General features: G+C 68.2%; 25 protein-coding genes and 1 pseudogene. 15 read left to right on the top strand and 11 right to left on the bottom strand.

Annotation, left to right across the window (positions count from 1 at the left end):
- Positions 1 to 95: 95 nt before the first annotated feature.
- A complete protein-coding gene (locus tag A5681_RS19145) occupies positions 96 to 452 on the bottom strand; it encodes a DUF732 domain-containing protein (protein ID WP_067278558.1) in 357 nt (118 codons plus the stop codon).
- 169 nt (positions 453 to 621) lie between these two features.
- On the opposite strand from A5681_RS19145, the gene A5681_RS19140 reads away from it, so the two are divergent.
- Entirely contained in the window at positions 622 to 1182 is a 561-nt protein-coding gene (locus A5681_RS19140) for an FKBP-type peptidyl-prolyl cis-trans isomerase (protein WP_067278555.1), read from the top strand.
- Positions 1183 to 1295: 113 nt separating this feature from the next.
- Here the strand turns inward: A5681_RS19140 and A5681_RS19135 are convergent, their stop codons facing one another.
- Positions 1296 to 3581 (bottom strand): SpoIIE family protein phosphatase, encoded by a 2286-nt coding sequence (locus A5681_RS19135; RefSeq protein ID WP_067278551.1) that lies wholly within the window; start codon positions 3579 to 3581, stop codon positions 1296 to 1298.
- A 281-nt stretch (positions 3582 to 3862) separates the two neighbouring features.
- On the opposite strand from A5681_RS19135, the gene A5681_RS19130 reads away from it, so the two are divergent.
- A complete protein-coding gene (locus A5681_RS19130; RefSeq protein WP_067278548.1) occupies positions 3863 to 4537 on the top strand; it encodes a heme oxygenase (biliverdin-producing) in 675 nt (224 codons plus the stop codon).
- Here the strand turns inward: A5681_RS19130 and A5681_RS19125 are convergent.
- Positions 4527 to 5960: an FAD-binding oxidoreductase gene (locus A5681_RS19125; RefSeq protein ID WP_067278545.1), complete on the bottom strand. Its 1434-nt coding sequence runs from the start codon at positions 5958 to 5960 to the stop codon at positions 4527 to 4529. The two genes, A5681_RS19130 and A5681_RS19125, sit on opposite strands and share 11 nt — an antisense overlap.
- Before the next feature lie 243 nt (positions 5961 to 6203).
- On the opposite strand from A5681_RS19125, the gene A5681_RS19120 reads away from it, so the two are divergent.
- Both A5681_RS19120 and A5681_RS19115 read left to right on the top strand, forming a co-directional pair.
- Positions 6204 to 6887, top strand: coding sequence for a GAP family protein (locus A5681_RS19120; RefSeq protein WP_067278541.1), 684 nt, complete (start codon positions 6204 to 6206; stop codon positions 6885 to 6887).
- Positions 6888 to 6939: 52 nt separating this feature from the next.
- Entirely contained in the window at positions 6940 to 7710 is a 771-nt protein-coding gene (locus A5681_RS19115; RefSeq protein WP_067278538.1) for a class I SAM-dependent methyltransferase, read from the top strand.
- A gap of 10 nt (positions 7711 to 7720) precedes the next feature.
- Here A5681_RS19115 and A5681_RS19110 read toward each other — a convergent pair whose 3' ends face one another.
- On the bottom strand, positions 7721 to 8956 hold the full coding sequence (locus tag A5681_RS19110) for an osmoprotectant NAGGN system M42 family peptidase (RefSeq protein WP_067278535.1): 1236 nt from the start codon (positions 8954 to 8956) through the stop codon (positions 7721 to 7723).
- 220 nt (positions 8957 to 9176) lie between these two features.
- Positions 9177 to 9596: a hypothetical protein gene (locus tag A5681_RS19105; RefSeq protein WP_156738058.1), complete on the bottom strand. Its 420-nt coding sequence runs from the start codon at positions 9594 to 9596 to the stop codon at positions 9177 to 9179.
- Between the two features lie 411 nt (positions 9597 to 10007).
- Here A5681_RS19105 and A5681_RS19100 point away from each other — a divergent pair, with 411 nt between their 5' ends.
- Positions 10008 to 10754 (top strand): sensor domain-containing protein, encoded by a 747-nt coding sequence (locus A5681_RS19100; RefSeq protein WP_067278528.1) that lies wholly within the window; start codon positions 10008 to 10010, stop codon positions 10752 to 10754.
- Between the two features lie 10 nt (positions 10755 to 10764).
- On the opposite strand, the gene A5681_RS19095 is transcribed toward A5681_RS19100, so the two are convergent.
- Positions 10765 to 11646: an HpcH/HpaI aldolase/citrate lyase family protein gene (locus tag A5681_RS19095; protein ID WP_067278524.1), complete on the bottom strand. Its 882-nt coding sequence runs from the start codon at positions 11644 to 11646 to the stop codon at positions 10765 to 10767.
- Between the two features lie 161 nt (positions 11647 to 11807).
- On the opposite strand from A5681_RS19095, the gene A5681_RS19090 reads away from it, so the two are divergent.
- The gene (locus A5681_RS19090) at positions 11808 to 12731 is read left to right on the top strand and encodes a class I SAM-dependent methyltransferase (protein WP_067278520.1); all 924 of its coding nucleotides are present in this window, start codon (positions 11808 to 11810) and stop codon (positions 12729 to 12731) included.
- An 8-nt stretch (positions 12732 to 12739) separates the two neighbouring features.
- Here the strand turns inward: A5681_RS19090 and zwf are convergent, their stop codons facing one another.
- Positions 12740 to 14245, bottom strand: coding sequence for a glucose-6-phosphate dehydrogenase (zwf, locus tag A5681_RS19085; RefSeq protein ID WP_067278517.1), 1506 nt, complete (start codon positions 14243 to 14245; stop codon positions 12740 to 12742).
- Between the two features lie 164 nt (positions 14246 to 14409).
- Between zwf and A5681_RS19080 the strand changes: the two genes are divergently transcribed.
- On the top strand, positions 14410 to 14592 hold the full coding sequence (locus A5681_RS19080) for a hypothetical protein (RefSeq protein WP_067278513.1): 183 nt from the start codon (positions 14410 to 14412) through the stop codon (positions 14590 to 14592).
- 30 nt (positions 14593 to 14622) lie between these two features.
- Here the strand turns inward: A5681_RS19080 and A5681_RS28065 are convergent.
- Together A5681_RS28065 and hrpA are read right to left on the bottom strand one after the other, a co-directional pair.
- Positions 14623 to 14781 (bottom strand): annotated as a pseudogene (locus tag A5681_RS28065) (hypothetical protein); the annotation flags it as partial.
- A gap of 51 nt (positions 14782 to 14832) precedes the next feature.
- A complete protein-coding gene (hrpA, locus tag A5681_RS19075; RefSeq protein ID WP_067278901.1) occupies positions 14833 to 18735 on the bottom strand; it encodes an ATP-dependent RNA helicase HrpA in 3903 nt (1300 codons plus the stop codon).
- A gap of 115 nt (positions 18736 to 18850) precedes the next feature.
- Between hrpA and A5681_RS19070 the strand changes: the two genes are divergently transcribed.
- The 3 genes from A5681_RS19070 to A5681_RS19060 all read left to right on the top strand — a co-directional run bounded on the left by A5681_RS19070 (position 18851) and on the right by A5681_RS19060 (position 20851).
- A complete protein-coding gene (locus A5681_RS19070; protein WP_067278510.1) occupies positions 18851 to 19624 on the top strand; it encodes an enoyl-CoA hydratase/isomerase family protein in 774 nt (257 codons plus the stop codon).
- Positions 19625 to 19729: 105 nt separating this feature from the next.
- Complete coding sequence (locus A5681_RS19065; RefSeq protein WP_082968441.1) at positions 19730 to 20092, top strand: DUF3253 domain-containing protein; 363 nt, start codon at positions 19730 to 19732, stop codon at positions 20090 to 20092.
- Positions 20093 to 20173: 81 nt separating this feature from the next.
- Positions 20174 to 20851, top strand: coding sequence for a cutinase family protein (locus tag A5681_RS19060; RefSeq protein WP_067278507.1), 678 nt, complete (start codon positions 20174 to 20176; stop codon positions 20849 to 20851).
- Between the two features lie 10 nt (positions 20852 to 20861).
- Here A5681_RS19060 and A5681_RS19055 read toward each other — a convergent pair whose 3' ends face one another.
- Complete coding sequence (locus tag A5681_RS19055) at positions 20862 to 21536, bottom strand: IF2 family translation initiation factor (protein WP_067278502.1); 675 nt, start codon at positions 21534 to 21536, stop codon at positions 20862 to 20864.
- A 26-nt stretch (positions 21537 to 21562) separates the two neighbouring features.
- Positions 21563 to 22120, bottom strand: coding sequence for a CsbD family protein (locus A5681_RS19050; protein ID WP_067278499.1), 558 nt, complete (start codon positions 22118 to 22120; stop codon positions 21563 to 21565).
- Positions 22121 to 22344: 224 nt separating this feature from the next.
- On the opposite strand from A5681_RS19050, the gene A5681_RS19045 reads away from it, so the two are divergent.
- From A5681_RS19045 to A5681_RS19030, 5 genes are all read left to right on the top strand, one after another.
- On the top strand, positions 22345 to 22599 hold the full coding sequence (locus A5681_RS19045; protein ID WP_067278495.1) for a hypothetical protein: 255 nt from the start codon (positions 22345 to 22347) through the stop codon (positions 22597 to 22599).
- A 137-nt stretch (positions 22600 to 22736) separates the two neighbouring features.
- Complete coding sequence (locus A5681_RS19040; protein WP_067278894.1) at positions 22737 to 23231, top strand: hypothetical protein; 495 nt, start codon at positions 22737 to 22739, stop codon at positions 23229 to 23231.
- A 16-nt stretch (positions 23232 to 23247) separates the two neighbouring features.
- The gene (locus A5681_RS19035) at positions 23248 to 24453 is read left to right on the top strand and encodes a zinc-dependent alcohol dehydrogenase (RefSeq protein WP_067278491.1); all 1206 of its coding nucleotides are present in this window, start codon (positions 23248 to 23250) and stop codon (positions 24451 to 24453) included.
- 17 nt (positions 24454 to 24470) lie between these two features.
- Complete coding sequence (locus A5681_RS26690; protein ID WP_082968432.1) at positions 24471 to 24716, top strand: DUF6480 family protein; 246 nt, start codon at positions 24471 to 24473, stop codon at positions 24714 to 24716.
- A 1-nt stretch (position 24717) separates the two neighbouring features.
- Positions 24718 to 24969 (top strand): hypothetical protein, encoded by a 252-nt coding sequence (locus tag A5681_RS19030; RefSeq protein ID WP_067278488.1) that lies wholly within the window; start codon positions 24718 to 24720, stop codon positions 24967 to 24969.
- Positions 24970 to 24994: the final 25 nt, after the last annotated feature.

Raw genomic sequence — 24994 nt, 5'->3', positions numbered from 1 at the left:
TCACGCCGCGCGAGGCGACGAGGTTTGTCCGGACGTGACTTCGATGAGAACTCCGTCGAACCGCGGTCGCGGAGGACGGTGTCCCGCAAGAGGTGTCACGTGCACAGGGAAGGTGCGTCGCACACATTGCCGGGGCAATAAATCGAGTGCGCCGCATCGACCATGGTTCCGACGTCCAGCAGGGTGACCCCCCGCGCGTTCAAGTGGGCGTGCACGTCGTCGGCGATCTGTTGGGGCGTCCAGCCCCACGTGAGGTCGTAACAGATCAGGTGGGCCTCCCCGATCAGCGCCTCTTCCGTCTGCGGTGGCCAACTGAGTCCGACGGCGTGCAGTTGCGCGAGGTAGGCGTCGTCTTGGGGCGTGTTCGCCGTCGCGATGGCGGCGCTGCCGACGAGCGCGGCGCCGGCCATCAGGGGAATGCTCAGTGCGGCCAGCCAGCGTGGTGAGGGCATCCGATTCGCTCCCTTTCTGCGGGGCCGCCAAGAGTTAGCGGACTCCGAGCAACACGGATGAAGAATAACGAAAGGCCGGAATGCCGGCGCGCCGAATTGAGCCCGCGCCCGAAGGGTTCCGCGGGTAGCCACGGGCCGCTCGCAGGGGACGCCATCGGCGGTCTGTAGCGTGACCGCGGTGAAGTCCTCCCTGGTGTATTCCTCCGTCGCGGCCTGTGTCGCGGCGACCGTCCTGGCGCTCGTCGCGCCGAGCACCGCAACCGCGGCCGGCTCATGCCCGACTGCGCCACCGCAAAGCGGTGGAACGCCCGACTGGACGCTGACCGGGACCACCGGCAGTGTCGCGGTCACCGGATCCACCGATACGACAGCTCCGCGCGTGGACGTGACGGCACCGTTCAGCGTGACCCAGACACAGGTGCACACGTTGCGCGCCGGAGATGGCCCGGTGGTCTCCCCCACGGCGACGGTCTCGGTCTGCTACATGGGTGTCAATGGACGCGACGGGTCGGTGTTCGACAGCAGCTATCAACGCGGCGCTTCCATCGACTTCCCGCTCAACGGGGTTGTGCCCGGCTTCCAGAAGGCCATCGCGGGTCAGAAGGTGGGGTCCACGGTCGCCGTCGCGATGACCTCGGCGGATGGCTATCCCAACGGTCAGCCCAGCGCCGGAATCCGGCCGGGCGACTCGCTCGTCTTCGCGATCAAGATCCTGAGCGCGTCCGGCTAGCTCTGCGCATCAAATCCCTTGGTGCGCAACCGCTCCGCGGTGCCATCCTAAGCTTCGCCGTTTGCTGAGCGGTAGACGGCGACGCGCGTTAGCGGTTGGCTTCGGGGGGAAGCTCAGGGGCGGCGCAGGGCGACGATGGTCACGTCGTCTTCGATGTGGCCCCACGCCATCTCCGTCCAGATCCGGGACGCGCTTGGCTGGCCGGCGCGGCTCAGGGTCTCGCACAACCGGTCGAGGCCGTCATCGATCGCCTCGCCGCGGCGCTCGACCAGGCCGTCGGAGTACAGGACCAACCCGTGTCCGGGTTTCACCGTGAACGTGCTCGGCGCGTACGTCACGCCCTTGATGCCGATCGGGGGCGACAGCCGTATCGGCGCTGCGACCGCGGGCGGCACCGTGTCGGTCAGGAAAGGCATCAAGTGGCCGGCTGACGCGGCCTCCACATCTCCCGAGGAGAGGTCGACCCGCGCCGCGATCACGGTGGCGAATGCGCCGGGCAGCATGTGCAAGCAAAAGTCATTGAGCTGTCCCAGGGCCTCGGCCGGTTCCGCCCCGGCGAACAGCTGTGCGCGCAGGGCGTTGCGCAACGCCGCCATGATGCCGGCCGCGGCGATGCCATGTCCGGCGACATCGCCGATAAGCACGATCAGCCTTCCGTCGCGCAGCTCGAACGCGTCGTACCAGTCGCCGCCGACGTTGTCTCCCGCGGCCGGCTCGTAGTGGGCGGACAGGTGCCAACGGTCGAGCGTGGGGATCGCGTTGGGCAGCAGGCTGCGCTGCAGCGTCTCGGCCACCCGCAGCGCGCCCCGCGTGCGCCGGTACAACGACTCCACCAGATGGCGTCGCAACGCCCCGGCGGACTCGGTGTCGTTCGACGTCCACGGCTCGCTGCGGCGGCGAACCACTTCGCGCCACCGCTCGAACGACTTGCGGGGACTGAGCCTGACCGCCTCACCCTCGCTGACCGCTATCGCCTTGTTGTGCGGGTCGCCTCCCCAGTCCACCGAACGCAACACCTCGCGCCGAAACCAGACGGCGTGCTGGCCGTCGGGCAGGTTGATCGCGAGCGCGCCGGCGGCCAACTGGGGGTCGAGGCCGAGTTCGGGGAGCTCCCGCGACAAGCATTCGGTCGCTGCGACCTCGTCGTCCGCGCCGCGCGCCCAGTCCATGACGGCAGCGACCACCTCCGGCGGCGGAACCGACCCGCGGACCCGGCGATCGCCCTGGATATCCACGACGACACCGTCGGCGGGCACGAGGTCGAGCAGGTCGGGCGCCCCGAGCAGCGCCACCGTCAACGATTCGGTGTCGTTGAGCGTCGCGGCTGTCAGTTTGCCCAGCACCGCCTGCGCGGCCAACCGTTTGTGCAACTGTTCGTCCTCGAACCGGTCGACAAGCCGCAGCGACAGGGTGGAGCCGAGGAACTCCGCCGCCGCCCGGGTGCCGAACGGCGGCAGGTGCGCACCGGCGTAATGGTGGCAGGCGATGAGCCCCCACAGCCTCCCCTGCCGCAGCAACGAGATCGACATCGAGGCGTGCACCCCCATGTTCTGCAGGTACTCGATGTGAACGGGCGAGACGCTGCGCAGCGTGGCGTACGTGAGGTCCAGCGGCATCCCGCTCGCGGGGTCGACCGCCGGCACCAGGGGTGCCGGCGTGTAGTCGACATCGGAGATCAGGCGAATCCAATTCTTTTCGTAGAGCGCCCGCGCCTGCGCCGGGATGTCGGTGGACGGGTAGTGCAGGCCGAGGAACGAGTTGAGGCCGTCCCGCTTGGATTCGGCGACGACCTCGCCGTTGTAGTCCGCGTCGTAGCGGTAGACCATCACCCGGTCGAACCCGGTCAGGTCGCGGACCGCCCGCGCCGCGGTGTCGTAGAGCTCGGTCAGCGTGGTGGCCTGGTTCAGCTCCTCCACCGCGCCGCGCACCGCCTGGTAGGTGTTCGGAAAGGAGACCGGCCGCTCGCCGTAAGCGATCTCGAGCTCCACCAGGAGCACACCGCCGGCGTCATGGTGCACGATGGCGTCGAAGGCCCGCAGCTCGCCGCCGACGTCGACCGAGCACTCGATCGGGTTGCGATGGCGCAAATCGCCGTAGGTCCTGGCCGTCTGCTCGATGCGAGCGGCCTGTTCGGGACCGATCAGCGCCGAGAGATGCCGCCCCAGGACGTCGTCAACCGGGCGGCCCAGCAGCTCTGCGACGTTCGCGCTGACCTGACGCACCTCGAAATCGGATTCGCGCACCACCGCGAGCACGCCGCGCGGCTGAATGCTTCCGGGGACGTGGATCGGCTCGCGGGCACAGTTGTCAAGATCGATGGGCGTGCCGGCCGGGAGGAGGTCGTCGCTCGGCGCGCACCCGACCGTCGACGGTGGGACATGGGCGTCGCCGCCGCTCACGCAATCAGCTCTGTCGGTCCGCTGACGGGTGGCAGCCCGGGCCGGAGAAAAATCAAAACCGAATACCTAACGCGCCCAAACCATTTCCCCTCCAGCCGCAATGGCCTGCGGTGCGACGAGCAATGCCAACGAAAACGGCCTCCCCCGGTCCCCAATTCGGCGCCGCCCGCCCATCGGTTCGCGGCGCACCAGTTTCATCTGTGTCAATTACTCGAGCCTAGGCGCTGCGGTTCCCTCCGTCACCTCGTTGCCGCCCATCGCCAATGTAATCTGAGCAGGACATGCGCCCGATCGAAAGTCCAACACGCGGCCGTTTGTCGATCGCCATGAAGCAGGGGTCGGCCGCCGAACATGTCGCCGCCGAGCAGAGCTCTTTCATCTCCGAACTGCTGGCCGGCCGCGTGACCGCTCGTGGCTATTCCGAGTACCTGCTTCGGTTACGTGTGGTGTACGCCGCCCTCGAGAACGCCATGCGGGCCCGCCGCAAGGACCCCATGGTCGCCGCCGTGTACGACCGGGCGTTGGAGCGTCTTCCCGCCATCGACGCCGATCTGCGGCACTGGCGCACCGACGGCACGCGCGACGTCGACTCTCCCGCGGCGACGGCATACGGCGAGCGGATCGCCATGCTGACTTGGGGCGGCTCCCTGCTGGCCCACCACTACACGCGTTATCTCGGGGACCTCTCCGGAGGCCGCCTGATCCGCAACGCCCTCGATCGCACCTTTGATCTGCGCGGCGCCGGGCTCGCGTTCTACGAGTTCCCCGTGCGGCCCAAGCCGTACAAAGACTCCTATCGTGCCCGCCTTGACGCGCTCCGCCCGAGCCCGGGCGACATCGATCGCGTCGTCGACGAGGTCAAATTGGCCTTCGGGTTGAATCACGCCTTGCTCGACGAACTCGCCGACCACATCCCGAGCCGACGTCAGCCGCGCCCGCCATTCACTAGAAGTTGAGCCCCGAGAACATGATTCGGCCGGGATCGTACTTCTGCCGCACGGCGGCAAGCCGGGACAGATTCGAGCTGAAATACCGCGAAGCCGGTTGGTTCGCCTCGATGTAGTTCACGTATCCCCCGACCGAGTGCGGTTGCACGGCTTGGTGGGCGGTGTTGAGCCAGTTCGTCGCCGCCGCCGCGTCACCGGTCTCGACGTACCACTGCACCAGCGCATACTGCCGGCGCCACGGGAAGGCGGTCGCCCCCGGCGCCACATCGGCGAGGGCGCCGTCAAGCGCGTGCATGATCGCCAACATGCGGCCCGCCCCGCGGGGAAAGGCGTTGACCGCCTGGGCAATTCCCTGGGCGGTGGCCGCGTCGACGACGGGTAGCACGTCGGACCCACCGACGTATCCGAGCGGTGCCGGATTGAGGTTCCCGACGGCCAGATACCTCACCAGGTCCAGGTAGTTGAACGTGTGGTTGTCGGTCCCCGTCGGTTGGACACCAACGGCTTTGGCGATGTTGGCGCCAACGCCGGCGCCCGAACCGACCGGGCAGGTCGCCATGATGCGGCAATGCGTTCCCATCGGGTCGACGGTGGCGTCCGCCAAGGCCCAGCTGCTCCGGTCGGCGGTGCGCAGCCAGTTCTGCCAGCCGACCAACACCTGGGCGAACGCCTCCGCGGGGAAGTTGACGTTGACCACGTCGAGATCGGTGGTCGGAAACGTCGCGAAGGTCAGCGACGTGGTCACGCCGAAGTTACCGCCGCCGCCACCGCGCAACGCCCAGAACAGGTCGGGGTTGCTGGCGTTGGACGCCGTCACCGCCTGGCCGCCGGGCAGCACCACCGACGCCGACACCAGCTGGTCGCAGAGCAGGCCAGCGTGCCGGGAGTTGGCGCCCAATCCCCCGCCCAGGGCGTGCCCGGAGGCCCCGACGGACGGGCATGTGCCCGTCGGGATGCCCCGGCCGGCACCGGCCAACGTCTGGTGCATCGCGTACAGGCTCGTCGCGGGCGTGACGGTCACCTGCCCGGAGGCGGCGTCGTAGTTGACGCCCCCGGGCAGCTGACGCAGGTCGAGCACCATGACGCCGTTCGCCGTGGACGCGCCGATGTAGGAATGTCCGCCGCTGCGCGGGGCGACCTTCAGGTTGTGGGCCGCGGCGAACGCCATGGCCTTCTGCACGTCGGCCGGAGAGGTCGGCGTGACGATCGCGGCGGGCGTCGAGCCGTTGTAGTTGGTGTTGAACACCTGCTTGGCGGAGCCGAAAGCACCGTTGTCCGGTAACAGCACCTGCCCGCCGATGGCGGTGGACAGCCCCTCCCAGCCGGTGGGATTCGGCGCGGCGGTGGCCCGGGCGGAGCCGAAAACCGCGCCGGCGGCCAACGCCCCGGCGGCCCCCCGCAGAAACGTCTGGCGGGATATTTCACGCGCCATTGCCGGCTCCCGCGTCTGGCTCATGTCCCGCATTGTCAAACGCGGGCCGGCCAAACCCGTGGTGCCCCATGCCGTGTGACCGGATCGAGATGGATACGAGCCGACCCGGTGATGCGCCCGGCGGGCCCGGCTCACTCCGCCTCGAACAGACACGCCTATCTTCGACTCGTATTCTCTGCACCATGATCGCCGCCTCGATGTCCACCTCCGGCGACCTCGCGCGGTAGGGCGGGGTCCAAGCGCGTGGGTGCTCTTGTGGTGGCGCTTGCGGGGCTGGCGCTGCTCGATTCGTTGAACGTCCTCAACGTCGGCGTGGTCTCGGCGGTCGTTTTCGACAGCCGGTTGAGCCGCCGGTCGCCGGTTCCGGGCGCGCTGAGCTTCATCGCGGGCGTGTTCGCCGTGACAACCACGTTCGGACTGTGCACGGTGCTGGGTCTGAGCTTCTTGACCCACGCCGTGGGCTTCCACCTGACACCGACCGTCCGTTTCGGCGGCGAGCTGGCGCTCGGCCTGGTGCTGACCGGCCTGGCGTATTTTCCGTTGACCGCCCAATCGTCGGCTCCGGGCTGGGCGCTGGCGGCGATGCGTGAGCGTCCTTGGCTGCTCGGGTTCCTCGGGCTGGCGATCGGCAGTGGCCAAGCGCCGACCGCCATTCCGTATCTCACCGGCTTGGCCATGCTGGCAGCCCTGCACCCGAGGCCGCCGCTCTGGCCCCTGGCCATCATCGCCTACTGGGCGATCGCGCTTTCGCCGCCGCTGCTGATCCTCGCCCTCTCAATGAGAAAGACCATGCGGGCCAAGCGCATTCAGCGTCGCCTGGTACGCGCCCTCACCCGCTACGGCCCGATGTCGGTGCGACTGTTGTTCCTGGTGTTCGGCGTCGGGCTGGTGGCTGACGCGCTCATCAATCACAGCGCGCTGTGGTGACCCACAACTCTTTCTCACCGGTCGCCCAGCGAGCTGGATTATTTTGGCGGCTATGACCGATCGCCAAGAACGCGCGATGTCCTTCGGCTCGATCGCCGAGGATTACGACGGCTTTCGTCCCCGACCCCCGGAAGAAGCGGTGGACTGGCTGGTGCCGCCCCGGTGCGAGGCGGCAGTCGATCTCGGTGCGGGTACCGGTCTGTTCACCCGGGCGCTGCTGAGCAGGGCGGCGGAGGTCATCGCGGTCGAGCCCGACGCGCGCATGCGCGCGGTGCTCACCGAGCGGTCGCCCGAGGTGCGCGCCGTCGAAGGCACGGGCGAATCGATTCCGCTCCCCGAGGCGAGCGTCGACGCGGTGTTCGTCTCCTCGGCGTGGCACTGGATGGATCCTCAGCGCGCCGTTCCCGAGATCGGCCGGGTGCTGCGCGACCACGGGCGGTTCGGCCTGATCTGGACCAGTCGAGACCGTGACGTGGATTGGGTTCGCGACCTGGACCTGCTCCCGGGCGAGGACACGCCCGAGGCGGAATCCCCGGACCGCTTCCGCCGGCGCCACGAGAACGTGCTGCTCCCCGATCCGCAGATCTTCCACAACATTTCCCGCGAGACCTTCACGTTCGTGCGGACCATGACCCTCGACGATGTTGTCGCGATGGTCGGGACGTACAGCAGGGTGATCATCGCGCCCGCAGATGAGCGCGCTGCGCGACTGGCCAATGCCCGCGCCGCCCTGAACGAGCGTTTTCCCGGCGCCGACGCGATCGACGTCCCGATGAAATCCCGCTGCTGGCGCGCGGACCGAATTCCCCGGGTCGGTCGTTAGCGACAGCGACTCAGGCCTGCGGTCCCTTCGACGGCGGCCAGTGCGACCCCGGCCACGCCTCCCCGGGCGAATCGTGTTCCCCACGAGCCAGCGGCACCCACCGTTCGCTGGGAGCGGGCTGCTTGGACGACGGGAAGTCCCGCAGCTTGCCCGTCGGCTTGGCGTCCCATTTGGCGAAGGTTAGCGGCGTCTGCAGCCAGGAGTGCAGCAGGCAGTAGACCGCCTGCAACGAATCCAGATGGGTGCGCTCCCAACCGTGACTCCCGTCGAGCCCGAAACCGACCAGGGCCGCGCGGGTGCCCGCACCCGCCTCGATCGCCGCGGCCGCGTCAGAGCGATAGAACCGGAACACGTCTCGCGCGCAACGGATGTCCTGCTCTTCGGCAAGCCGGCACAGCTTGCGCGTCAGGTGATAGTCGAACGGACCGTGTAGATCGGCCATCGGTATCGTCACGCCGTCCTCAATCGAGTGCTGGCCCGGCGCGCACACCGCGTTGTCCACCGAGACCAGTTCGGCGACGTCGGCGGGCAAGCCGTGGCTCGCCCCGTGGCCGACCTCCTCGGTGATGGTGATCATCACCATCGTGCGGTGCGGCAGCACCACCTTGTTCTCGGCGAAATTCTTCGCCAGCGCCAGCGCGATCGCGACGCCCGCCTTGCCATCGAGGTGACGGGAGACGATGTAGCCGTCGGCGGTCAGTTCCGGGCTGGCGATCAGCGCGACGAAATCGCCGATCTGCAGCCCGAGCCGGACGAGGTCCTCCCGCGAGTGCACCTGGCGGTCGACGCGCACCTCGACGTGTTCCCAGTCGGTGGGCTGCAGGTCGATCTCGTCACCGAAAGCGTGCCCGCTGGCCTTGAGCGGCAGGACCGTTCCGGTGATGAACTCATCGGGATCGTCGGAAAAGATTCGCACCCGCGCGCCCGCGGCGAACCGGGCCGAAAAGGTGCCGACCGGAATCACCTCGAGACGCCCGTTGTCCTTGAGCCGGCGCACCATGCAGCCGATGGTGTCGGCGTGCACCACCAGCGCGCGGTCGGTGGTCGCGGACTCCCCCGGGAGTTCGGCGGTCAACGCCCCGCGACGCGTCAACGAGAACGGCACGCCGAAGCCGTCAAAGATGTCACCGATCAGCTGCATCACCGCGTCCGTCCGTCCGGCCGGACTCGGCGTCTGCAGCAGGGCGAGCAGCGTGTCGACCATCCACGTGCGGTCGGCCTCGGCCATGGCCGCGGTTTGGCGCACGGTATCTCCTCTCGAATCATTCGGGACCGAATCAACCTACCGCGTGGCCACCGTTGATCCATTGGCCCGGGCCGCGCGGCCCGCGCCGTAAGAGGGCACCCGTCCTCCGCTGCCCTCACGGTAGAGCACTTCGGATCCAGGCGCCCGTTGGCGCAATCGGATCCGGCCTCGCAAAACCGCGGCGCTCAGCCGATCAAACGCTAGCCACGTGTGAGCGGCGTCAAGGGTTCACGTTGGGGCAGGCCTGCTTGATCCAGTTGGTGATCAGGTCCCTGTTGCTGTCCAGATCGGCATCGGTGGGCCGCGCGCCGCCGGTGGTGACGAAGTGCTCGATAGCCGCCTTCACGGTATCGGGCGGGCCGTACTTCTCCAGCGTGTCGGCATACTTGCGCGCCTTGTCCGAGTTGTTGGCCACCATCAGGTTGTCTTTGGCGAACGAGATATCCAGGCAGGTGGACTGGTCGAACGACTGGGCTTGCGCGGAGGACGTCGTCGGTGACGGCGACGCGGCCGGCGCCGATGAGGTCGAGGTCGGCGATTGACTGGACGAGGACGCCGACGGCGACGAGTCGTTCGAGCATCCCGCCGTCACGATCGCGACGGCGACCAATCCTGCGCACGTGATTCGAGCTCGCCGCATCGGGCACTCCTTCGTCCCCCGAAGATGTGTTTGCTGCATGCACCCTACCGGCCACCCGGATCGGATCGAAGCGGTTTGTGTGCCTTCTTCACCTCGTCGACACACTGTGCGACAGAGCAGCCGGGGCATACGCCGCGCTTTTGTTGCCTTAGGAAACCCTTGATCTGCGAACGCTTTCATTCCCGGCGCTGCCCTGCGAACCGGGATGTGGCGTGGAATCCCGGTGTGTTCGCCTGCGCCCGCCGCGGAACGGCGCGGTTCGACGGCCGAGCCGATGACTACTTTGCGATGAACGACGCAATTTGCTGACGAAGCGGTTATGCTTCCGTCCACCTCGGAGCTTCGGGCGGCGCGTGCGCCGGTTGCGCGGAAGCTCTCGACGGCACGGCGACCACGAAGGGTGAGCAACACATGCACCAACTGACGACCGCGATGTCCGCCGCCGCCGTCGCAATCCTGCTTGCCGCGTGCGGCGGCAGCAACGGCGGCACCCCTAGTTCGTCGACCACGACCTCCACCAAGCCGCCGGTCGCGCAGGCCGCGCTACCGGGCTTGCTGCTTACGTCCGCGGACCTCGACAACGCCCTCGGGGCCACCGGATCGAAGAGCAAGGAAAAGAACGACAAGCTGAAGGACGACGCCGCGAAGCAGCCGTGGCCCGCGGGCTGGAAATTCCCCGACGACTGCGTCTACGCGATCGGCCCCGGGCAAGCTCCCGTCTACGCCGGCAGCGGCTATACCGCGGTGAGCGGTGACGACGAAGTCGCGTCCCTCCCTGCGAATTCCAACGAACCGGACCCCGAGGTGGAACAGGTGCTGGTGTTGTTCCCGACCGCCAAGGAGGCCAGCGCGTTCTACGCCACCTCGGCGCAGCGCTGGCCGGCGTGCGCCAACCGCCAGTTCACCACCCCGGCCGGGCAGGACACCCCCGAGACGGGCTGGCAGGTGGGACCCGTGTCGAATGACAACGGAACGTTGAGTACCACGCTGACGATGACCATTCGCGACAACGGCAACGTCATCCTCACGATGACCGCTCAGCGGGCGTTGACGGTCCGCAACAACGTCGCGATCGATGTCAGCGCGATCCGCAAGGACCCGGCCGACTTGGCCGTCAAGCTCGCCGGTCAGATCGCCGGCAAAGTCGACAAGCAATAACCGAGAGCGCCTACGAGGCGGATGCCACTTCCTCGATGATCTCGGCCAGGGCGAGGATCCGTTCGGCGTTGCGGACGTGCAGGCTTTCGATCATGCGGCCGTCCACCGTGATCACACTCGTCCCCGCGGCCCGCGCCTCCCGATAGGCCGCCACCACCTTGCGAGCATCGGCAAGTTCGCGCTCCGACGGACCGAACAGGTCGTTCGCGGGCCCGACCTGGGACGGATGGATCAAACTCTTGCCGTCGAAACCCATTTCGCGGCCCTGTCGCGCTTCGGCGCGAAAGCCGTCCTCGTCGGTGATGTCGTTGAACACGCCGTCCAGGATCACCTTCCCCGCCGCCCTGGCACCCAGCACCGCCAAGGACAGCGCGGGTACGACGGGCGCCCGCCCGGGGACGTGCAGGGCGTGCAGGTCGTTCACCAGGTCATTGGTGCCGATCACCAGCGCGGCCAGTCGGTCACTGGCCGAGGCGATTTCTTCGGCCCGCAGGAACGATCGCGGCGTTTCGATCATCACCCACAGCTGCAACGACTCCGGCGCGCCCAGCTTGTCCAGCGTGGCCGCCAGCGCTTCGACCTGCTCGCCCGACTCGACTTTGGGCACCAGCACGCCCTGCGCGGTCGACCCCGCGACGGCCGCGAGGTCCTCGTCGTGCCACTCGGTGTCCAACCCGTTGATGCGCACCACGACCTCGCGGGGCGCGTACCCGCCCGACGAGATCGCTTCGCACACCGTCGCCCTCGAATCGGCTTTGGCGTCGGGCCCCACGGCATCTTCGAGGTCGAAGATGACCACGTCGGCGGGCAACGATTTCCCCTTCTCCAACGCCCGCGGCTTGTTTCCGGGCAGGTACAACGCGGAGCGGCGCGGGCGCAGGGTCGGTGCCATCGAGTGATTCGCTTCCTGTCGTCGGGCTCAGCGGGTGCGTGGTGAGCGCGGCATAGGCAGAAAGTACCCTTTCCTGAGGTATGGTCGCGCAGCCCGTCGGCGGCGAACATCCGCATGCGAAATGGCCGCGGCGGCGGCCGAATCCCAGAAGGGAGCGGCGAGTGTCATCACTTGGGTCGGCGCGCACAGAGGGCGACAGCTGGGACTTGGCGTCCAGTGTCGGGGCGACCGCGACGATGGTCGCCGCGTCCCGAGCGCTGGCCTCCCGCGAGCCCGATCCTCTGCTCGACGACCGGTTCGCCGAGCCTCTGGTACGCGCCGTGGGGCACCCCTTCTTCGTCCGCATGCTGGACGGCGAAATCCCGCTCGACAACGACGATGTGCCCTTCACCCTGCAGCAGCGTCGCGAGCAAATCGCCGTGCGCACCAGGTTTTTCGACGACTTCCTCACCTCCGCGACACGGGCCGGGATTCGTCAGGCCGTCATCCTGGCCGCCGGACTCGATGCCCGGGCCTACCGGTTGCCCTGGTCTGCGGGCACGGTGGTCTACGAGGTCGATCAGCCCGAGGTCATCGCCTTCAAGAGCGAAACCCTGGCCCGGATCGGCGCCGAACCGACCGCCGAACGTCGGACAGTGGGTATCGACCTGCGCGAAGATTGGCCAAAAGCACTGTGCGACAGCCGTTTTGATAAGTCAGCACCGACCGCCTGGATCGCCGAGGGGCTGTTGCCCTACCTGCCGCCGGATGCGCAGGACCGGTTGTTGGACAACATAACCGCGCTGAGCGCGCCCGGCAGCCGGCTGGCCACCGAAAACATCGCGGACATGGCCGTATTCACCGACGAGCGGGCCCGGGCGATGCGCGCCGCCTGGCGTAAGCACGGACTGGACTTCGACGTGGCCGACCTGGTGTGGCAGGGGGAGCGCCAGCCCGCCGGAGACCACCTGGCGGCCACCGGCTGGGTGGTCACCCCCTACCCCACCGAGGAGCTATACGCCGAGCACGGTTTCGCCATCCCGGACAACGAGATCATCAAACGGTTCCGGCACGCCATCACCTACATCAGCGCCGAGCTGGGCTGAATGCGCGGCTAGCGGTCGGGCTTGGAGTCGCGCCATTCCCGCTCGAACGGCAGCCGCCACGCGTTCGGCGCGATCAACTGATGAATGGCGTTGGGGCCCCACGTGCCCGGCTGGTACATCTTGGCCGGCGGTGGGTCGTCGAGCAGCTCCTGCGAACGCTCCCAGAGCGATTCGATGCCCTCGGCCGTGTTGAACAGTGTGTGGTCACCGCGCATCGCGTCCAGGATCAGCCGTTCGTACGCCTCCAGCACGTCGACGACGGTGTCGATCTCCTGGGAGGAGAACTGCATGGACAGCTTGTCCAGCTTCATGCCGGGGCCCGGCCGCTTGCCGTAGAACGACAACGACACCTTGGAGTTGTCGGCCAGGTCGAACGTGAGGTGGTCAGGACCTTGAGTCCCCACCCCCGAGCCCGGCGGAAACATCGTCCTCGGCGCCTCTTTGAATGCGATCGAGATGATGCGGATGCCCTCGGCCATCTTCTTGCCGGTGCGCAGATAGATGGGCACACCGGCCCAGCGCCAATTGTCGATGCCGACCTTGAGCGCGATGAACGTCTCGTTGTCGGAATCCTTGGCCACGCCTTTTTCGTCGCGGTATCCGCCGTATTGGCCGCGGACGACGTTGGAAGGCTTGACCGGCAGCATCGACCGGAACACCTTGTTCTTTTCTTCGCTGATGGCAAAGGGTTCGAGCGCCGTCGGTGGCTCCATGACCACGAACGCCATCACCTGGAACAGGTGGGTCACCACCATGTCCTTGTAGGCGCCGGTCTCCTCATAGAAGTTTGCCCGCTGATCCAGGCCGAGGGCTTCGGGGATGTCGATCTGAATATGGTCGATGAAGTTGCGGTTCCAGATCGGCTCGAACAGACCGTTGGCGAAGCGGAACGCCAGGATGTTCTGGGCCGCCTCCTTGCCCAGGAAGTGGTCGATCCGGAAGATCTGGGATTCCTCGAACGTTTCGTGCACGAAGTCGTTGAGCGCGACCGCGCTGGCCAAATCGGTTCCGAACGGTTTCTCCATCACGACGCGCGAGCGGTCGACGAGTTTCGCCTCACGCAACATGGAAATGACTTCTCGCGCGGCCTTCGGCGGCACCGACAGGTAGTGCAGCCGCCTGACCTTGGGACCCAGGTTGGCCTCGGCTTCGGCGACGGCCTCCGCCAGCGCCTCCGGCCCGCGGCCCTGCGGAATGTAGGTCAGGATCTTCGCGAAGTTGGCCCACTGTTCGTCCGAGAGCTTGTGGCTACCGAACGAATCGATCGCCTCTTTCGCGATCTCCCGGAATTCGTCGTCGCTGATGTCTTCCAACGACGTCGCAACGATCTGGATGTCCGGTGCAAGCTCGGACTGGTCCAGATAGGCCAGCCCGGGGAGCAACTTGCGTTTAGCCAGGTCCCCCGTCGCGCCGAACAGGACGATGACGTGCGGGTCGAGCGGTTCGGTTTCGTGACGGTGCGGACGCCCACCGGCCGCCGGGTACGAGATGGTCTGCGGTTTCTTATCGGCCACTCTTGCGATACTTCCATCGCCACGGCGTTATGTCGCGTCCGTCACCCCGTGGCTCTTTCAAACGCGGCGTTTGCGGCCCGCAACGCTAGGATCACACTCTCAGCCCGGTTACCGACCGGCCGACGGGGTATTGGGTACCGACGGTGCGGTACCCAGCAGACTCGATGGAAAGCGATATGACGAAACCGGACAAGGACCTGCGCGGTCACTCGGAGGAACTGGAAGACATCGTCGACCAGCTCGAGGAGAAGGTCGCCGACGATCGTGAGGCCGAAGGTGTCGCCGGCAAGCCCAGCGACCGGGAAAGCGCGCCCACCCTCGGCTCGACGGAGGAGCCGCCCGACTAGGGCATATGACGCGGGCGAGGCGCCGAACCGGGCCTCGAGTGCGTCCCGAAGCTTTGCATCGATCGAACTTCCCAGCCAGGCGACATGTCCGTCCGGCCGTATCAACACCTCAGCGGGGGCCGTGACGACGCCGACTGCCGGAAGCTCCCGGTTACCGGAACGCTTCGAAAGTTGGCTTCGGCCAGCGATTGTGCGGCATCACCCCGCTCCCGCAGTAAGCCCCCGTGGCAGGGCGATACTTCACGTCGCATCGCGCAGCGCGTCGATGGCGCGGTAGATCCGCTGCTCGCTCACCGGCCGTGGCGTACCCAGCTGCTGCGCCCACAGGCTCACCCGCAATTCCTCGATCTGTCGCGCAATGTCGCGGACGTCATCCGCCGCCCGCCGCACGGGTGAAAGAGCCCGCGCCAGTTCGTCGTAGGCGTGCTGCACGGCGTGCACCCGCTGCATCCGGTCGCGGTCCGCGTCGAGCCCGTACGGCAACCGGTCCAGCCGCCGGCGGATCGCGGTCAGGTAGCGGGTGAGGTCGGCCAGGTGGGCGCGCCCGGTGGCGGTCACGAACCCCCGCGGCAAGAGTCGATCCAGCTGAGCGCGGACGTCGGCGATCGCTTCGGCTTGCGCGGGCGGGGGCCGACCGGGCAGGAGCAGTCGCACTTCCTGCGCGGCGGCCAGCACCTGCTCCACTTGGGTCACGATGTCCGCGGTCGCCGGCACCAGAGCCCCGGCCACGCGATCGCGCAGCGCGATGAACTCGTCCCGGTTCCACACCGGTCCGGGCAGCAGCGTATCCGCCGCGGCGTCGGCGCAGTCCTCGAGCAGCGCGGCCAGGGAGCCGTCCGGGTTCGCGCCGAGTGAGAGCCGTGTGCGTGGACTCAGCTGCCGCTCAACGGCTTTGACCGGGGACGCCACGCTCAGCCGCACCAACCGGCGCATGCCCGGCCCCATCGCGCCGTCCCGCTGTACAGGGGTGGCGAACACCCGCAGGTCGACGGCGCCGCCCGTGTCGACGAAACCGGGAAAGCCGCGCACGGCGCGCCCGTCGACCGTTCGCTCGACGACGGTTGGCAGCGCGTCGAGATCCTCCGGCCACGCGCGGAGGCCGGTCCGTTCCAGCTCGCCGGCGACCGTCTGGGCGACGGCACGGCGGGCCGGCGCGGCCAGCCGTTGTTGCAACGCCGCAAGGTCCTTGCCGCGGGCGACCTCGGTGCCGTCGGCGGACTCGACGGCGAACGTCACCCGCAGATGCGCCGGCAGCTTGTCCAAGTCGAAGGCGTCGACGGGGACCGAAACTCCGGTACGGCGGCGTAATTCGCGCCGCAACGCCTCCAGCAACGGCTCGCCCGCCGGGTCGATGCCGGCCAACACGGCACGCGCGGTGTCGGGGGCGGGAACGAAGTTGCGCCGCAGCTCCTTTGGCAGTGAGCGGATGAGCGCCGTCACCAGCTCCTCGCGCAGCGCCGGCACCTGCCAGGCGAATTCGTCACCGCCCAGCCGCGCGAGCACGTCGATCGGCACGTGCACCGTGACGCCGTCGTCGGCGGCGCCGGGCTCGAACCGGTAGGTCACGGGCAGCGCGACATCACCGGAACGCCAGGTGCTCGGCCGCTCGGCGTCGGCCGTGTCACCGGTGCGCAACAGGTCGTCACGAGTGAAGGTCAGCAGCTCGGGCGTCTTGTGGCGCTGCTTGCGCCACCACGCGTCGAAGTGCCGCGCCGAGACGACATCCGGCGGCACGCGCGCGTCGTACAACGCGTAGATCTCGTCGTCACCGACGAGCTGCTCGCGGCGGCGGGCCCGCTCCTCGAGCTCCTCGAGCTCGGCGCGCAGCCGCGCGTTGTCGCGGAAGAAGTGATGGCGGGTCTGCCAGTCGCCGTCCACCAGCGCGTGCCGGATGAACAGTTCCCGCGCCACCGCCGGCTCCACCCGGGCGTATCCGACGCGGCGGCGCGCGACCAGCGGCAGCCCGTAAAGCGTCACCCGCTCGTAGGCCATCACCTCGCCGCGTTTGGCGTCCCAGTGCGGCTCACTGTAGGTGCGTTGCACCAGATCGCCCGCGACCCGCTCGACGACTTCGGGCTGGATGCGCGCTGCGGTGCGACCGTAGAGGCGGCTCGTTTCGACCAGCTCGGCCACGACCACCCAGCGCGGTGGCCGCTTGATCAGCGCCGAACCCGGCGCGAGGACGAAGCGCGAGTTGCGCGCACCCAGATACTCGCGCCCGTCCTCTCGACGCATGCCCACGTGCGACAGCAAGCCGGCCAGCAGCGCCGCGTGCACCCGTGGCGGGTCGGCCGGCTCCGCGGATTCGGCGTCCTCGACGATGCCCAGTTCTCGGGCGATGCTGCGCAGCTGGCCGACCAGGTCCTGCCACTCGCGGATGCGCAGGTAGTGCAGGAATTCGTCGCGGCACATCCGGCGAAAGCCGCTGCCCGTCAGTGCTTTTCGCCGCTCACGTAGGTAGCGCCAGAGGTTGAGGTACGACAGGAAGTCGGAGTCGTCGGCGGTGAAGCGGGCGTGCTTCTGGCGCGCGGCCTCCTCGCGGTCGGTGGGACGTTCCCGCGGATCGGGAATGGTCAGCGCCGCGGCCAGCACCAGCACCTCACGCACGCAGCCCTCGGTCTGGGCCTGCAGGATCATTCGGCCGAGCCGGGGGTCGACGGGCAGCCGCGCCAACCGGCGACCGAGTTCGGTGATGGCGCCGCGGGCGTCGAAGGCCCCCAACTCCTGCAGCAACTGCACCCCGTCGCGGACACTGCGCCGGTCCGGCGGGTCGAGGAACGGAAAGTTCTCCACCTCACCGAGCCGCAGCGCCGCCATCTGCAACAGCACCGCGGCGAGGTTGGTTCGCAGGATCTCGGGCTCGGTGTACGGCGGACGAGCCGCGAAATCCTCTTCCGAATACAGGCGGATGCACACGCCGGCCGCGACGCGGCCGCAGCGGCCGGCCCGTTGCGCGGCGGACGCCTGCGAGATGGGTTCGATCGGCAGTCGCTGCACCTTCAGGCGGCGGCTGTACCGCGAGATGCGGGCGTTCCCGGGGTCGACGACGTAGCGGATGCCGGGCACGGTCAGCGACGTCTCGGCCACATTGGTCGCCAGCACGACCCGTCGCCCGGTGTGGGGCGCGAAGACCTTCTGCTGCTCGGCCGTCGGCAGCCGGGCGTACAGGGGAAGCACCTCGGTGTTCTTCAGGCCACCCAAGGCCTCCGCCGTGTCGCGGATTTCGCGTTCACCCGAGAGGAACACCAGGACGTCCCCGGGGGGCTCGCCCTCCAGTTCCCCGACCGCGTCGACGATCGCCTCGACCTCGTCACGGGTTTCGGTGCGCACGATCTCGTGGTCGGGATCGTCCGGGTCATCGTCTTGGCCGCCCGACACGGGAACTTCCAACGGCCGGTAGCGGATCTCCACCGGGTACGTCCGCCCCGATACCTCGACGATCGGTGCGCCGCCGAAGTGATCCGCGAACCGCTGCGGCTCGATGGTCGCCGACGTGATGATCACCTTCAGGTCGGGGCGGCGTGGCAGCAGCTCGCGCAGGTAACCCAGCAGGAAGTCGATGTTCAGGCTGCGCTCGTGGGCCTCGTCGAGGATCAGCGTGTCGTAGCGCAGCAACCGGCGGTCGCGCTGAATCTCGGCGAGCAGGATGCCGTCGGTCATCAACTTGATCAGCGTGCGGTCGCTGACCTGGTCGGTGAATCGGACGGTGTAGCCGACGGTCTCGCCCAGGGGGCTGCCCAGTTCGTCGGCGATGCGCTGCGCGACGGTGCGCGCGGCCAGCCGCCGGGGCTGGGTGTGTCCGATGGTTCCCCGGATCCCCCGGCCGGCCTCCAGGCAGATTTTGGGCAGTTGGGTGGTTTTGCCCGAACCGGTCTCGCCGGCTACGACGACGACCTGGTTGGCGCGCAGCGCGTCGGTGATCTCCTGCCGCCGCTCGCTGACCGGCAGGTCGGGGTAGGCGATCGCCGGCACCGCGGCCCGGCGGGTGGCGACGAGCGCCTCGGCCCGCGCGATCTGCTCAGCGAGTTGGGTGTCGGGTTTCGCGCCGCGCAGGCTCTTCAAGCGCCTGCCCAGGCGCACGGCATCGCGGGTGGTCAGACCGTCGAGGCGGGCTCGCAGTTCCGCGACGGACAATTCGGACACTTTGGCCAGGGTAGGCGCGCGGCCCACCCGGCCGGCCGCCGAGCGTGGGGCGTATGGACGAAATCGAGCCACTTTCGGTACGTGAGGCCCACACTCGGCACCCTAGGGTTGGCGTATGAGCCTCGTCACCTATGAGCTGGCCGACCACATCGCCACCATCACCCTGAACCGGCCCGAGGCTCGCAACGCCATCAACGGCGCCCTTCGCCAGGACTTGAACGCGGCGTGGGAGCGGTTCCGCGACGACCTGGACGCGTGGGTGGCGATCCTGACCGCCAACGGCAGCGTCTATTGCGCGGGCGGCGACCTCAAGGACGGCGAAGGTTCGGTCGGTACTTTCGGCGGCACTTTCTGGGAGAAGCCGACGATCAACTCCTTCGAATCCGGAATGGAGCTGTTCAAGCCGACCATCGCGGCGGTGCACGGGCCCTGCATCGGCTACGGCGTGACCGGGGTCCTGTTCTGCGACTTCGTGATCGCCAGCACCGAGGCCAGCTTCTGCTTCCCCGAGGTGTCCATCGGCGTGCCGACCATCGTCGGGGCCATCCGGCTTCCCCAGCGGATCGGCTGGGCCAACGCCATGGAACTGCTGCTGACCGGCAAGCCGATGAGCGCGGCGCGGGCCAAGGAGGTCGGCCTGGTCTGGAAACTCGTTGACCCCGACGACCTGCAGGCCGAGGCCCGGGCGTGGGCGCGGACGCTCACCGAGGCCGCTCCCCTCGCCCAACGGGCCACCAAGGAGGTCGCGTGGCGAACGGCGGACATGGGGTGGATCGAGGCGGTCCGCTTCGGCGAGACCATGCGCAAAGTGGCCGGAGCGACAGAGGACGTCGCGGAGGGGCTTCGGGCGTGGGCGGAGAAGCGCAAGCCCCAGTGGCGCGGACGCTAGCCGTCAGAACGGGTAGCGCAGCCGGCATATCGATGCAATGGGCGCCCGTCGGCCGCGGTTCCGGATGTGGTGGCGGACACGGGCGCGTTGTTCTTCACTGGTGGGGTGGGTGAGCGATTGCGCGCCGAACTCGGAAGGGTCCTCGCTGGCGGTGGGCCGGGCGCCCGGCACGCCGAGATCGCTCTCGCGAACGGGCCGATCGGCCGACGGCTCGAATCGTCGATCCGCGCGTTGACCGAGCATCGGGGCCCGCAGAGCAGCATCTGCCCGTCGGATGCGGCCCGCGCCGTGGGCGGCGAGAACTGGCGCGACCTGATGGCCGACGCCCGGGATGCCGCGCGGAAGCTGGCCGAATCGGGCGACGTGCAGATCACGCAGCGCGGCAACGTCGTCGATCCCGCCGACGAGTGGACCGGTCCCATCCGCATTCGGCTGCCACCGGCTGACAACCCTTGCAGTGCAAGGTAATTCGGCGTTTCGATGGTCGCGTCGGCGCGGCGGCGCCAACCGCCGGGACCGCGGTGACCGTCGGTGTGACAGGATTTCGCCATGAGTGCACGCAGATTTGGCCGCATTGTCGGTGTCTCGGTGGCGACGACCTGGGCAGCGCTGAGCATCCCCGTCTGGGAACCATCCGCCCTCCCCGCCGCCGCTGCCGATGCCTGCTCCGACGTCTCGGTGGTCTTCGCCCGCGGCACCCATCAGGAGCCGGGTCTGGGCAACATCGGCCAGGCGTTCGTGGACTCGCTGACCTCGCAGCTCGGCGGGAAGTCCGTCGACGTCTACGCGGTCAACTACCCGGCCAACGACGACTACCACAACAGCGCGAACGCCGGATCCAACGACGCGAGCACGCACATCCAGGACACCGTCGCCAGCTGCCCGAACTCGAGGATCGTGCTGGGCGGTTACTCCCAGGGCTCAACGGTGATCGATCTGGCCACCAACGCGATGCCGCCCTCGGTCGCCGATCACGTCGCCGCCGTCGCGCTGTTCGGGGAGCCCACCAGCGGGTTCTCGTCCATGCTGTGGGGCGGCCAGCCCCTCCCGACGATCAATCCGGCGTATGGCTCCAAGACGATCAGCCTGTGTGCCCCCGACGACCCGATCTGTTCCGGCGGCGGCAACATCATGGCGCACGTTTCTTACATCGACGCCGGGATGACCAACCAGGCCGCGACCTTCGCCGCCAACAAGATCAATCAGGGTCCGCCGACGCGCGCCTGACGCGCGGCAGTCAGTCTGTCGCCCGCTCCTCCTGGCGCTGCTGCTTCTCGACGTCCGCCAGCTGGGCGACACGGTCCGCCTCGGCGCGCTTGGCGGCGGCGTCGCCCAGCTTGTCCTCGGCCTCGTCGATCTTCGCCGCCGCGGCCTTGGACACGGCCTTCTCGGTGGCCTGCGTCCGGGTCTCCACCTGGCGTTTGGCCGACTCGACCGTCCGCTTCTGCCGGTCGGCCGCCTCGTCGGCGCGCCGTTTCGCCGCCGCGCTCTGCTGCTGGGCCGACTGCGTTGCCGCGCGTTTGCGTTGTTCGGCGCTCTGCCGCGCCTCTTTGATCTCCTGCTGGGTGGCCGCCTGCGCCTGTTCACGGTCTTCGATCGCCTCGTCGCGGGCGCCCCGAAGCTTCGCGTCGGCCTGTTCCTTTCTGGCCGCGGCCTTCGCGTCCAGCTGCGCGGCCCGGCCCAGCGCGTCGCTGCGTTCGACGAGCGCCGTCCCGCGCTCGACCAGATTCGGGTCCGCGAGCGCATTGCCGACGGTGGCGTCGAGCATGCCCAACGAGCGCTCGAAGAGCAGCCGCGCTGGCGCTTCGGACGGGATCCGGGTGACGACCCGATCCTCGATGACCTGCAGCGGGAAACGGGCCAGTTGGTAGTGAAAGCGCAGAACTGCCAACGGAACTTCGGATATCTTCATCAACTTCTCCTGTGTCTGGCCCGCCGTCAGGGCAGGTCGGCTTCGTCGGTCACGTCCTGGGCTTGGCGCCGCAGGCGATCGGCCTCCGACTGTTCGTTGCGGGCCACCTGCACCGACGTCTGGTGCTCGGCGACGGCGTCGACGACCTCCTCGGACGCCTCACGGATCTCGGCGCGTTCTTCGGCTTTCGCTCGTTGCGCTTCCCGCTGCGCGTCCAGTTCCGCTTGGGTGATCTCGGTGGTGGCCCGCCGCCGCGCGGCCTCCTCGGCCGCACGCTTCTGAGCCGCCTCCTGGGCCTCGATCGACTCCTCGGCCGCGACGGCCTGGGCATTCGCGGCGACCCGTTGCTGGGCGCCCTCCGCCTTGGCCTCGGCCGCGGCGTCTTGTGCCTCCTTGGCCTGCGCCTCGGCGACGGCCTCCGTCGCGTTGGCTTCCTTGCGCTCGTGCGCCTGGGTCTGCTCGAGCTGCCCTTCGGCGGTCAGCGACTCGTTGCCGGTGACGGCCCCGAACACCTCTTTGGCTTTGCCTTTGACCGAATCGATCAGGCCCCTGCGCGCTTCGTCGGCTTTGTTGTGCTCGCTCATCGAAAGTCTCCTTGCGGCGTTAGCCAAGAATTGCGTTAGTTCGTGTCACGCCCAGTGGTTCCACCGATAGCCCGGATCAAACACGCCTGTGATCTGGGTCACCATGGGCGGACGTCCGGATGGGCGCCCTCGCGTCGACGAATTGGCCAGCGCCTCAACACAAGTCGCGCGCAAGACGGGCCTCGCGCTGCGCTGCGGGATTTCGATCGGCTACCGTCGGAGGCATGTCCGAAGTCTCCGGTAACGACCCCATCGACGACGTCTCCCCCGGCGACATCATCGCCGTCGACCGCGGCTCTGGTGACCAGCCCTACAAAGTGGTCTTCAAGGATGCCACCGAAGACGGGTATGTCGTCACGTTCGAGGCCGGCGACGGGGAGACCTTCCAGCTCGAGCTGGCCGCCGGCACCACGGTGACCAGGTCGCTCGAGTCGAAATGGGAATCCGCGCAGAGCCCCACCCCGCGCACCGAAGGCTAGACAGCGGCCCCGGGGCCTCAATACCGCTCATACGCAACGCGATGCGGCCGAGTGCGCCGTCCGTCGGCGGAGTAAACGCAGCAACTCGTTTGGGCCCGTCCTGGATGGGAATGCAACGCCCCAACGAAGGGAGCGGCGTGAGCTATCTGGATTTCGCGAAAGAACAGGTGTTGGGAGCGGTCAAGACGGTCGCCGGCGCGCGTCCCCGCCACGCCACCGGGCAGACGGTCACCATAGCCTGCCCCGTCGAGCGGATCGAACAGTTCTGGCGCGACCCCGAGCAGATGTCGGTGGTACTCGGTGACATCGCCGAGGTCGAGCGCCGCGGGCCGGAGCGCTACAGCTGGCGGTCGCTGACCGGGCCGAAAGTGCTGTGGGAATCGGAGTTGGTCCCGGAGCCCGAAGGGCTTCGATTCGTCGGCACCCGCGACAAGAACCAGATAACCGTCGGCTATCGGCCCGCCCCGGGCAAGTTGGGCACCGAGGTGACCCTGCGCGTCTCAGCACCGGCACCGGGCTTGCTGGCAGGCGCGGCAACGTTCAAGGCGCTGTACCGGCTGCGGGCGCTCATGCAAACCGGCGAGGTGCCGACCATCCGGAACAACCCCAGCGCGCGGAAGTCCGCGCGGTAAGCGAAAGGCGGCGAGCATGCGCGCGCTGTGCTGGAACGGCGTCAACGATCTTTCGGTGGAGACGGTCGACGACCCCAAGATCCTCAACCCCCACGACGCGATCGTCGAAGTCCGGCTGACCACCACGTGTGGATCGGATCTGCACTTCATCGACGGCTACCTGCCCGGAATGCGCGAGGGCGATGTCTTCGGCCACGAATTCATGGGCGTCGTGGTGGAGACGGGACCGGAGGTGCGCGACACCAAGGTGCGCGACCGGGTGGTGGTGCCGTCATTCATCGCCTGCAACCAGTGCTGGTATTGCGAGAACGAGTTGTATTCGTGCTGCGACACCACCAACCCCAACGCCGAGCTGCAACAGCCGCTGCTGGGTTATCCCTCCGGTGGAATCTATGGCTACACCCATCCGTTCGGCGGCTACGCGGGCTCGCACGCGCAGTACGTTCGCGTGCCGTTCGCCGACGCGAATTGCTTTGCCATCCCGGGCGATATCAGCGACGAACAGGCGCTCTTTCTCTCCGACGCGGTCCCCACCGGGTTCATGGGCGCCGACTTCTGCGACATCGCCGGAGGAGACACCATCGCGGTCTGGGGCGCCGGTGGCGTGGGCTTGATGGCCGCCCGCATCGCGCTGCTGCTCGGCGCCGAACGCGCGATTGTCGTCGACCGAATCCCGGAGCGACTCGCGTTGGCGCAGAACGAGTTCGGATTGGAAACGATCGACTACACGGCGGTCGACAGCGTGCACGAGACGCTGCGCGAGATGACGGGCGGGCGGGGGCCGGACGCCTGCATCGACGCGGTCGGCATGGAGGGCCACGGCACCGGCGTGCAGCAGCTCTACGACCGTGCCAAGCAATTCCTGCGGATGGAGACCGACCGCGCCAACGCGCTGCGACAGGCGATCCTGGCTTGCCGCAAGGGTGGAGTGGTCTCGGTCCTCGGGGTGTACGGGCTGACCGACAAATTTCCGACGGGTGTGTTGACCAACAAAGGGCTGACCCTCAAAACGGCCCAACAGCACGGTCAGCGCTACATGGCCCGGCTGTTCGACTACGTCGAACAGGGCGACCTGAATCCCGCCAAGCTGATCAGCCACGTCCTGCCGCTCGAGGACGGCGTGCGGGCCTACGACCTGTTCAAGAACAAGAAGGACGACTGCATCCGGGTGGCGATGCGGCCCGGTATGAAAGCCGGTGCGTCCCACAGTGAAAGCCCATGAAAGGACCGGTGTCAGCGATGACCGCGCAACCCCCCAACCCCGACCCGGTACAAACGCCCGGCCTCGAGCCGGGAGGGGGTGTCCCCGCGGGGACCACTCCCCCCGCCGCCCCGCAAACCGCGGGTGTGGGCGAGCATCAACCGCCCGCGACCCGGCGGTTCACCCCCAGCTCCGTACTCACGGTGATCGGCGTGTGCGTCTTTGCCGTGGTGTTCCTGGCGGTCGCGGTGCTGCTCGTGATGAAAATGGTTGGGGTGTCCTGACATGAGCGTCAGCGCTGAGGATGTCCGGCGGCTGCTGGATCGCCAGGATGAGGACGCCGTGCTGGTCGCGATCGAGGGCCGCATCGACATCGCGTCGGCGGCGGAGTTGGAATCACCGGATTACCGTGGCGCCCTGCAGATCGCGACGCGCCAGGAGGTGCTCGATCGCGCCGGCGGCGCACAGCTCTCGGAGCATGAACTGGCCGAGCAGGCCGAGGAGCTCGACACGGCATTCCGCAATCTGGGTGCCTGACTGACGCCGCCGCGACCGCCGCACG

The organism is Mycobacterium scrofulaceum (genome assembly GCF_001667885.1).
GTDB lineage: Bacteria > Actinomycetota > Actinomycetes > Mycobacteriales > Mycobacteriaceae > Mycobacterium > Mycobacterium scrofulaceum_C.
This window is presented reverse-complemented; position numbering and strand designations above follow the sequence as displayed.

Bases quoted from the DNA above. Each gene is read 5' to 3' on its own strand.
- A5681_RS19115 (WP_067278538.1), top strand. From the start codon at position 6,940: ATGACCGATCGCCAAGAACGCGCGATGTCCTTCGGCTCGATCGCCGAG.
- A5681_RS19105 (WP_156738058.1), bottom strand. From the start codon at position 9,596: ATGCGGCGAGCTCGAATCACGTGCGCAGGATTGGTCGCCGTCGCGATC.
- A5681_RS19055 (WP_067278502.1), bottom strand. From the start codon at position 21,536: ATGAAGATATCCGAAGTTCCGTTGGCAGTTCTGCGCTTTCACTACCAA.
- A5681_RS26690 (WP_082968432.1), top strand. From the start codon at position 24,471: ATGACCGCGCAACCCCCCAACCCCGACCCGGTACAAACGCCCGGCCTC.
- A5681_RS19030 (WP_067278488.1), top strand. From the start codon at position 24,718: ATGAGCGTCAGCGCTGAGGATGTCCGGCGGCTGCTGGATCGCCAGGAT.
- A5681_RS19050 (WP_067278499.1), bottom strand. From the start codon at position 22,120: ATGAGCGAGCACAACAAAGCCGACGAAGCGCGCAGGGGCCTGATCGAT.
- A5681_RS19145 (WP_067278558.1), bottom strand. From the start codon at position 452: ATGCCCTCACCACGCTGGCTGGCCGCACTGAGCATTCCCCTGATGGCC.
- A5681_RS19070 (WP_067278510.1), top strand. From the start codon at position 18,851: ATGAGCCTCGTCACCTATGAGCTGGCCGACCACATCGCCACCATCACC.
- A5681_RS19045 (WP_067278495.1), top strand. From the start codon at position 22,345: ATGTCCGAAGTCTCCGGTAACGACCCCATCGACGACGTCTCCCCCGGC.
- A5681_RS19100 (WP_067278528.1), top strand. From the start codon at position 10,008: ATGCACCAACTGACGACCGCGATGTCCGCCGCCGCCGTCGCAATCCTG.
- A5681_RS19080 (WP_067278513.1), top strand. From the start codon at position 14,410: ATGGAAAGCGATATGACGAAACCGGACAAGGACCTGCGCGGTCACTCG.
- A5681_RS19125 (WP_067278545.1), bottom strand. From the start codon at position 5,960: ATGGCGCGTGAAATATCCCGCCAGACGTTTCTGCGGGGGGCCGCCGGG.
- A5681_RS19095 (WP_067278524.1), bottom strand. From the start codon at position 11,646: ATGGCACCGACCCTGCGCCCGCGCCGCTCCGCGTTGTACCTGCCCGGA.
- A5681_RS19130 (WP_067278548.1), top strand. From the start codon at position 3,863: ATGCGCCCGATCGAAAGTCCAACACGCGGCCGTTTGTCGATCGCCATG.
- A5681_RS19060 (WP_067278507.1), top strand. From the start codon at position 20,174: ATGAGTGCACGCAGATTTGGCCGCATTGTCGGTGTCTCGGTGGCGACG.
- A5681_RS19035 (WP_067278491.1), top strand. From the start codon at position 23,248: ATGCGCGCGCTGTGCTGGAACGGCGTCAACGATCTTTCGGTGGAGACG.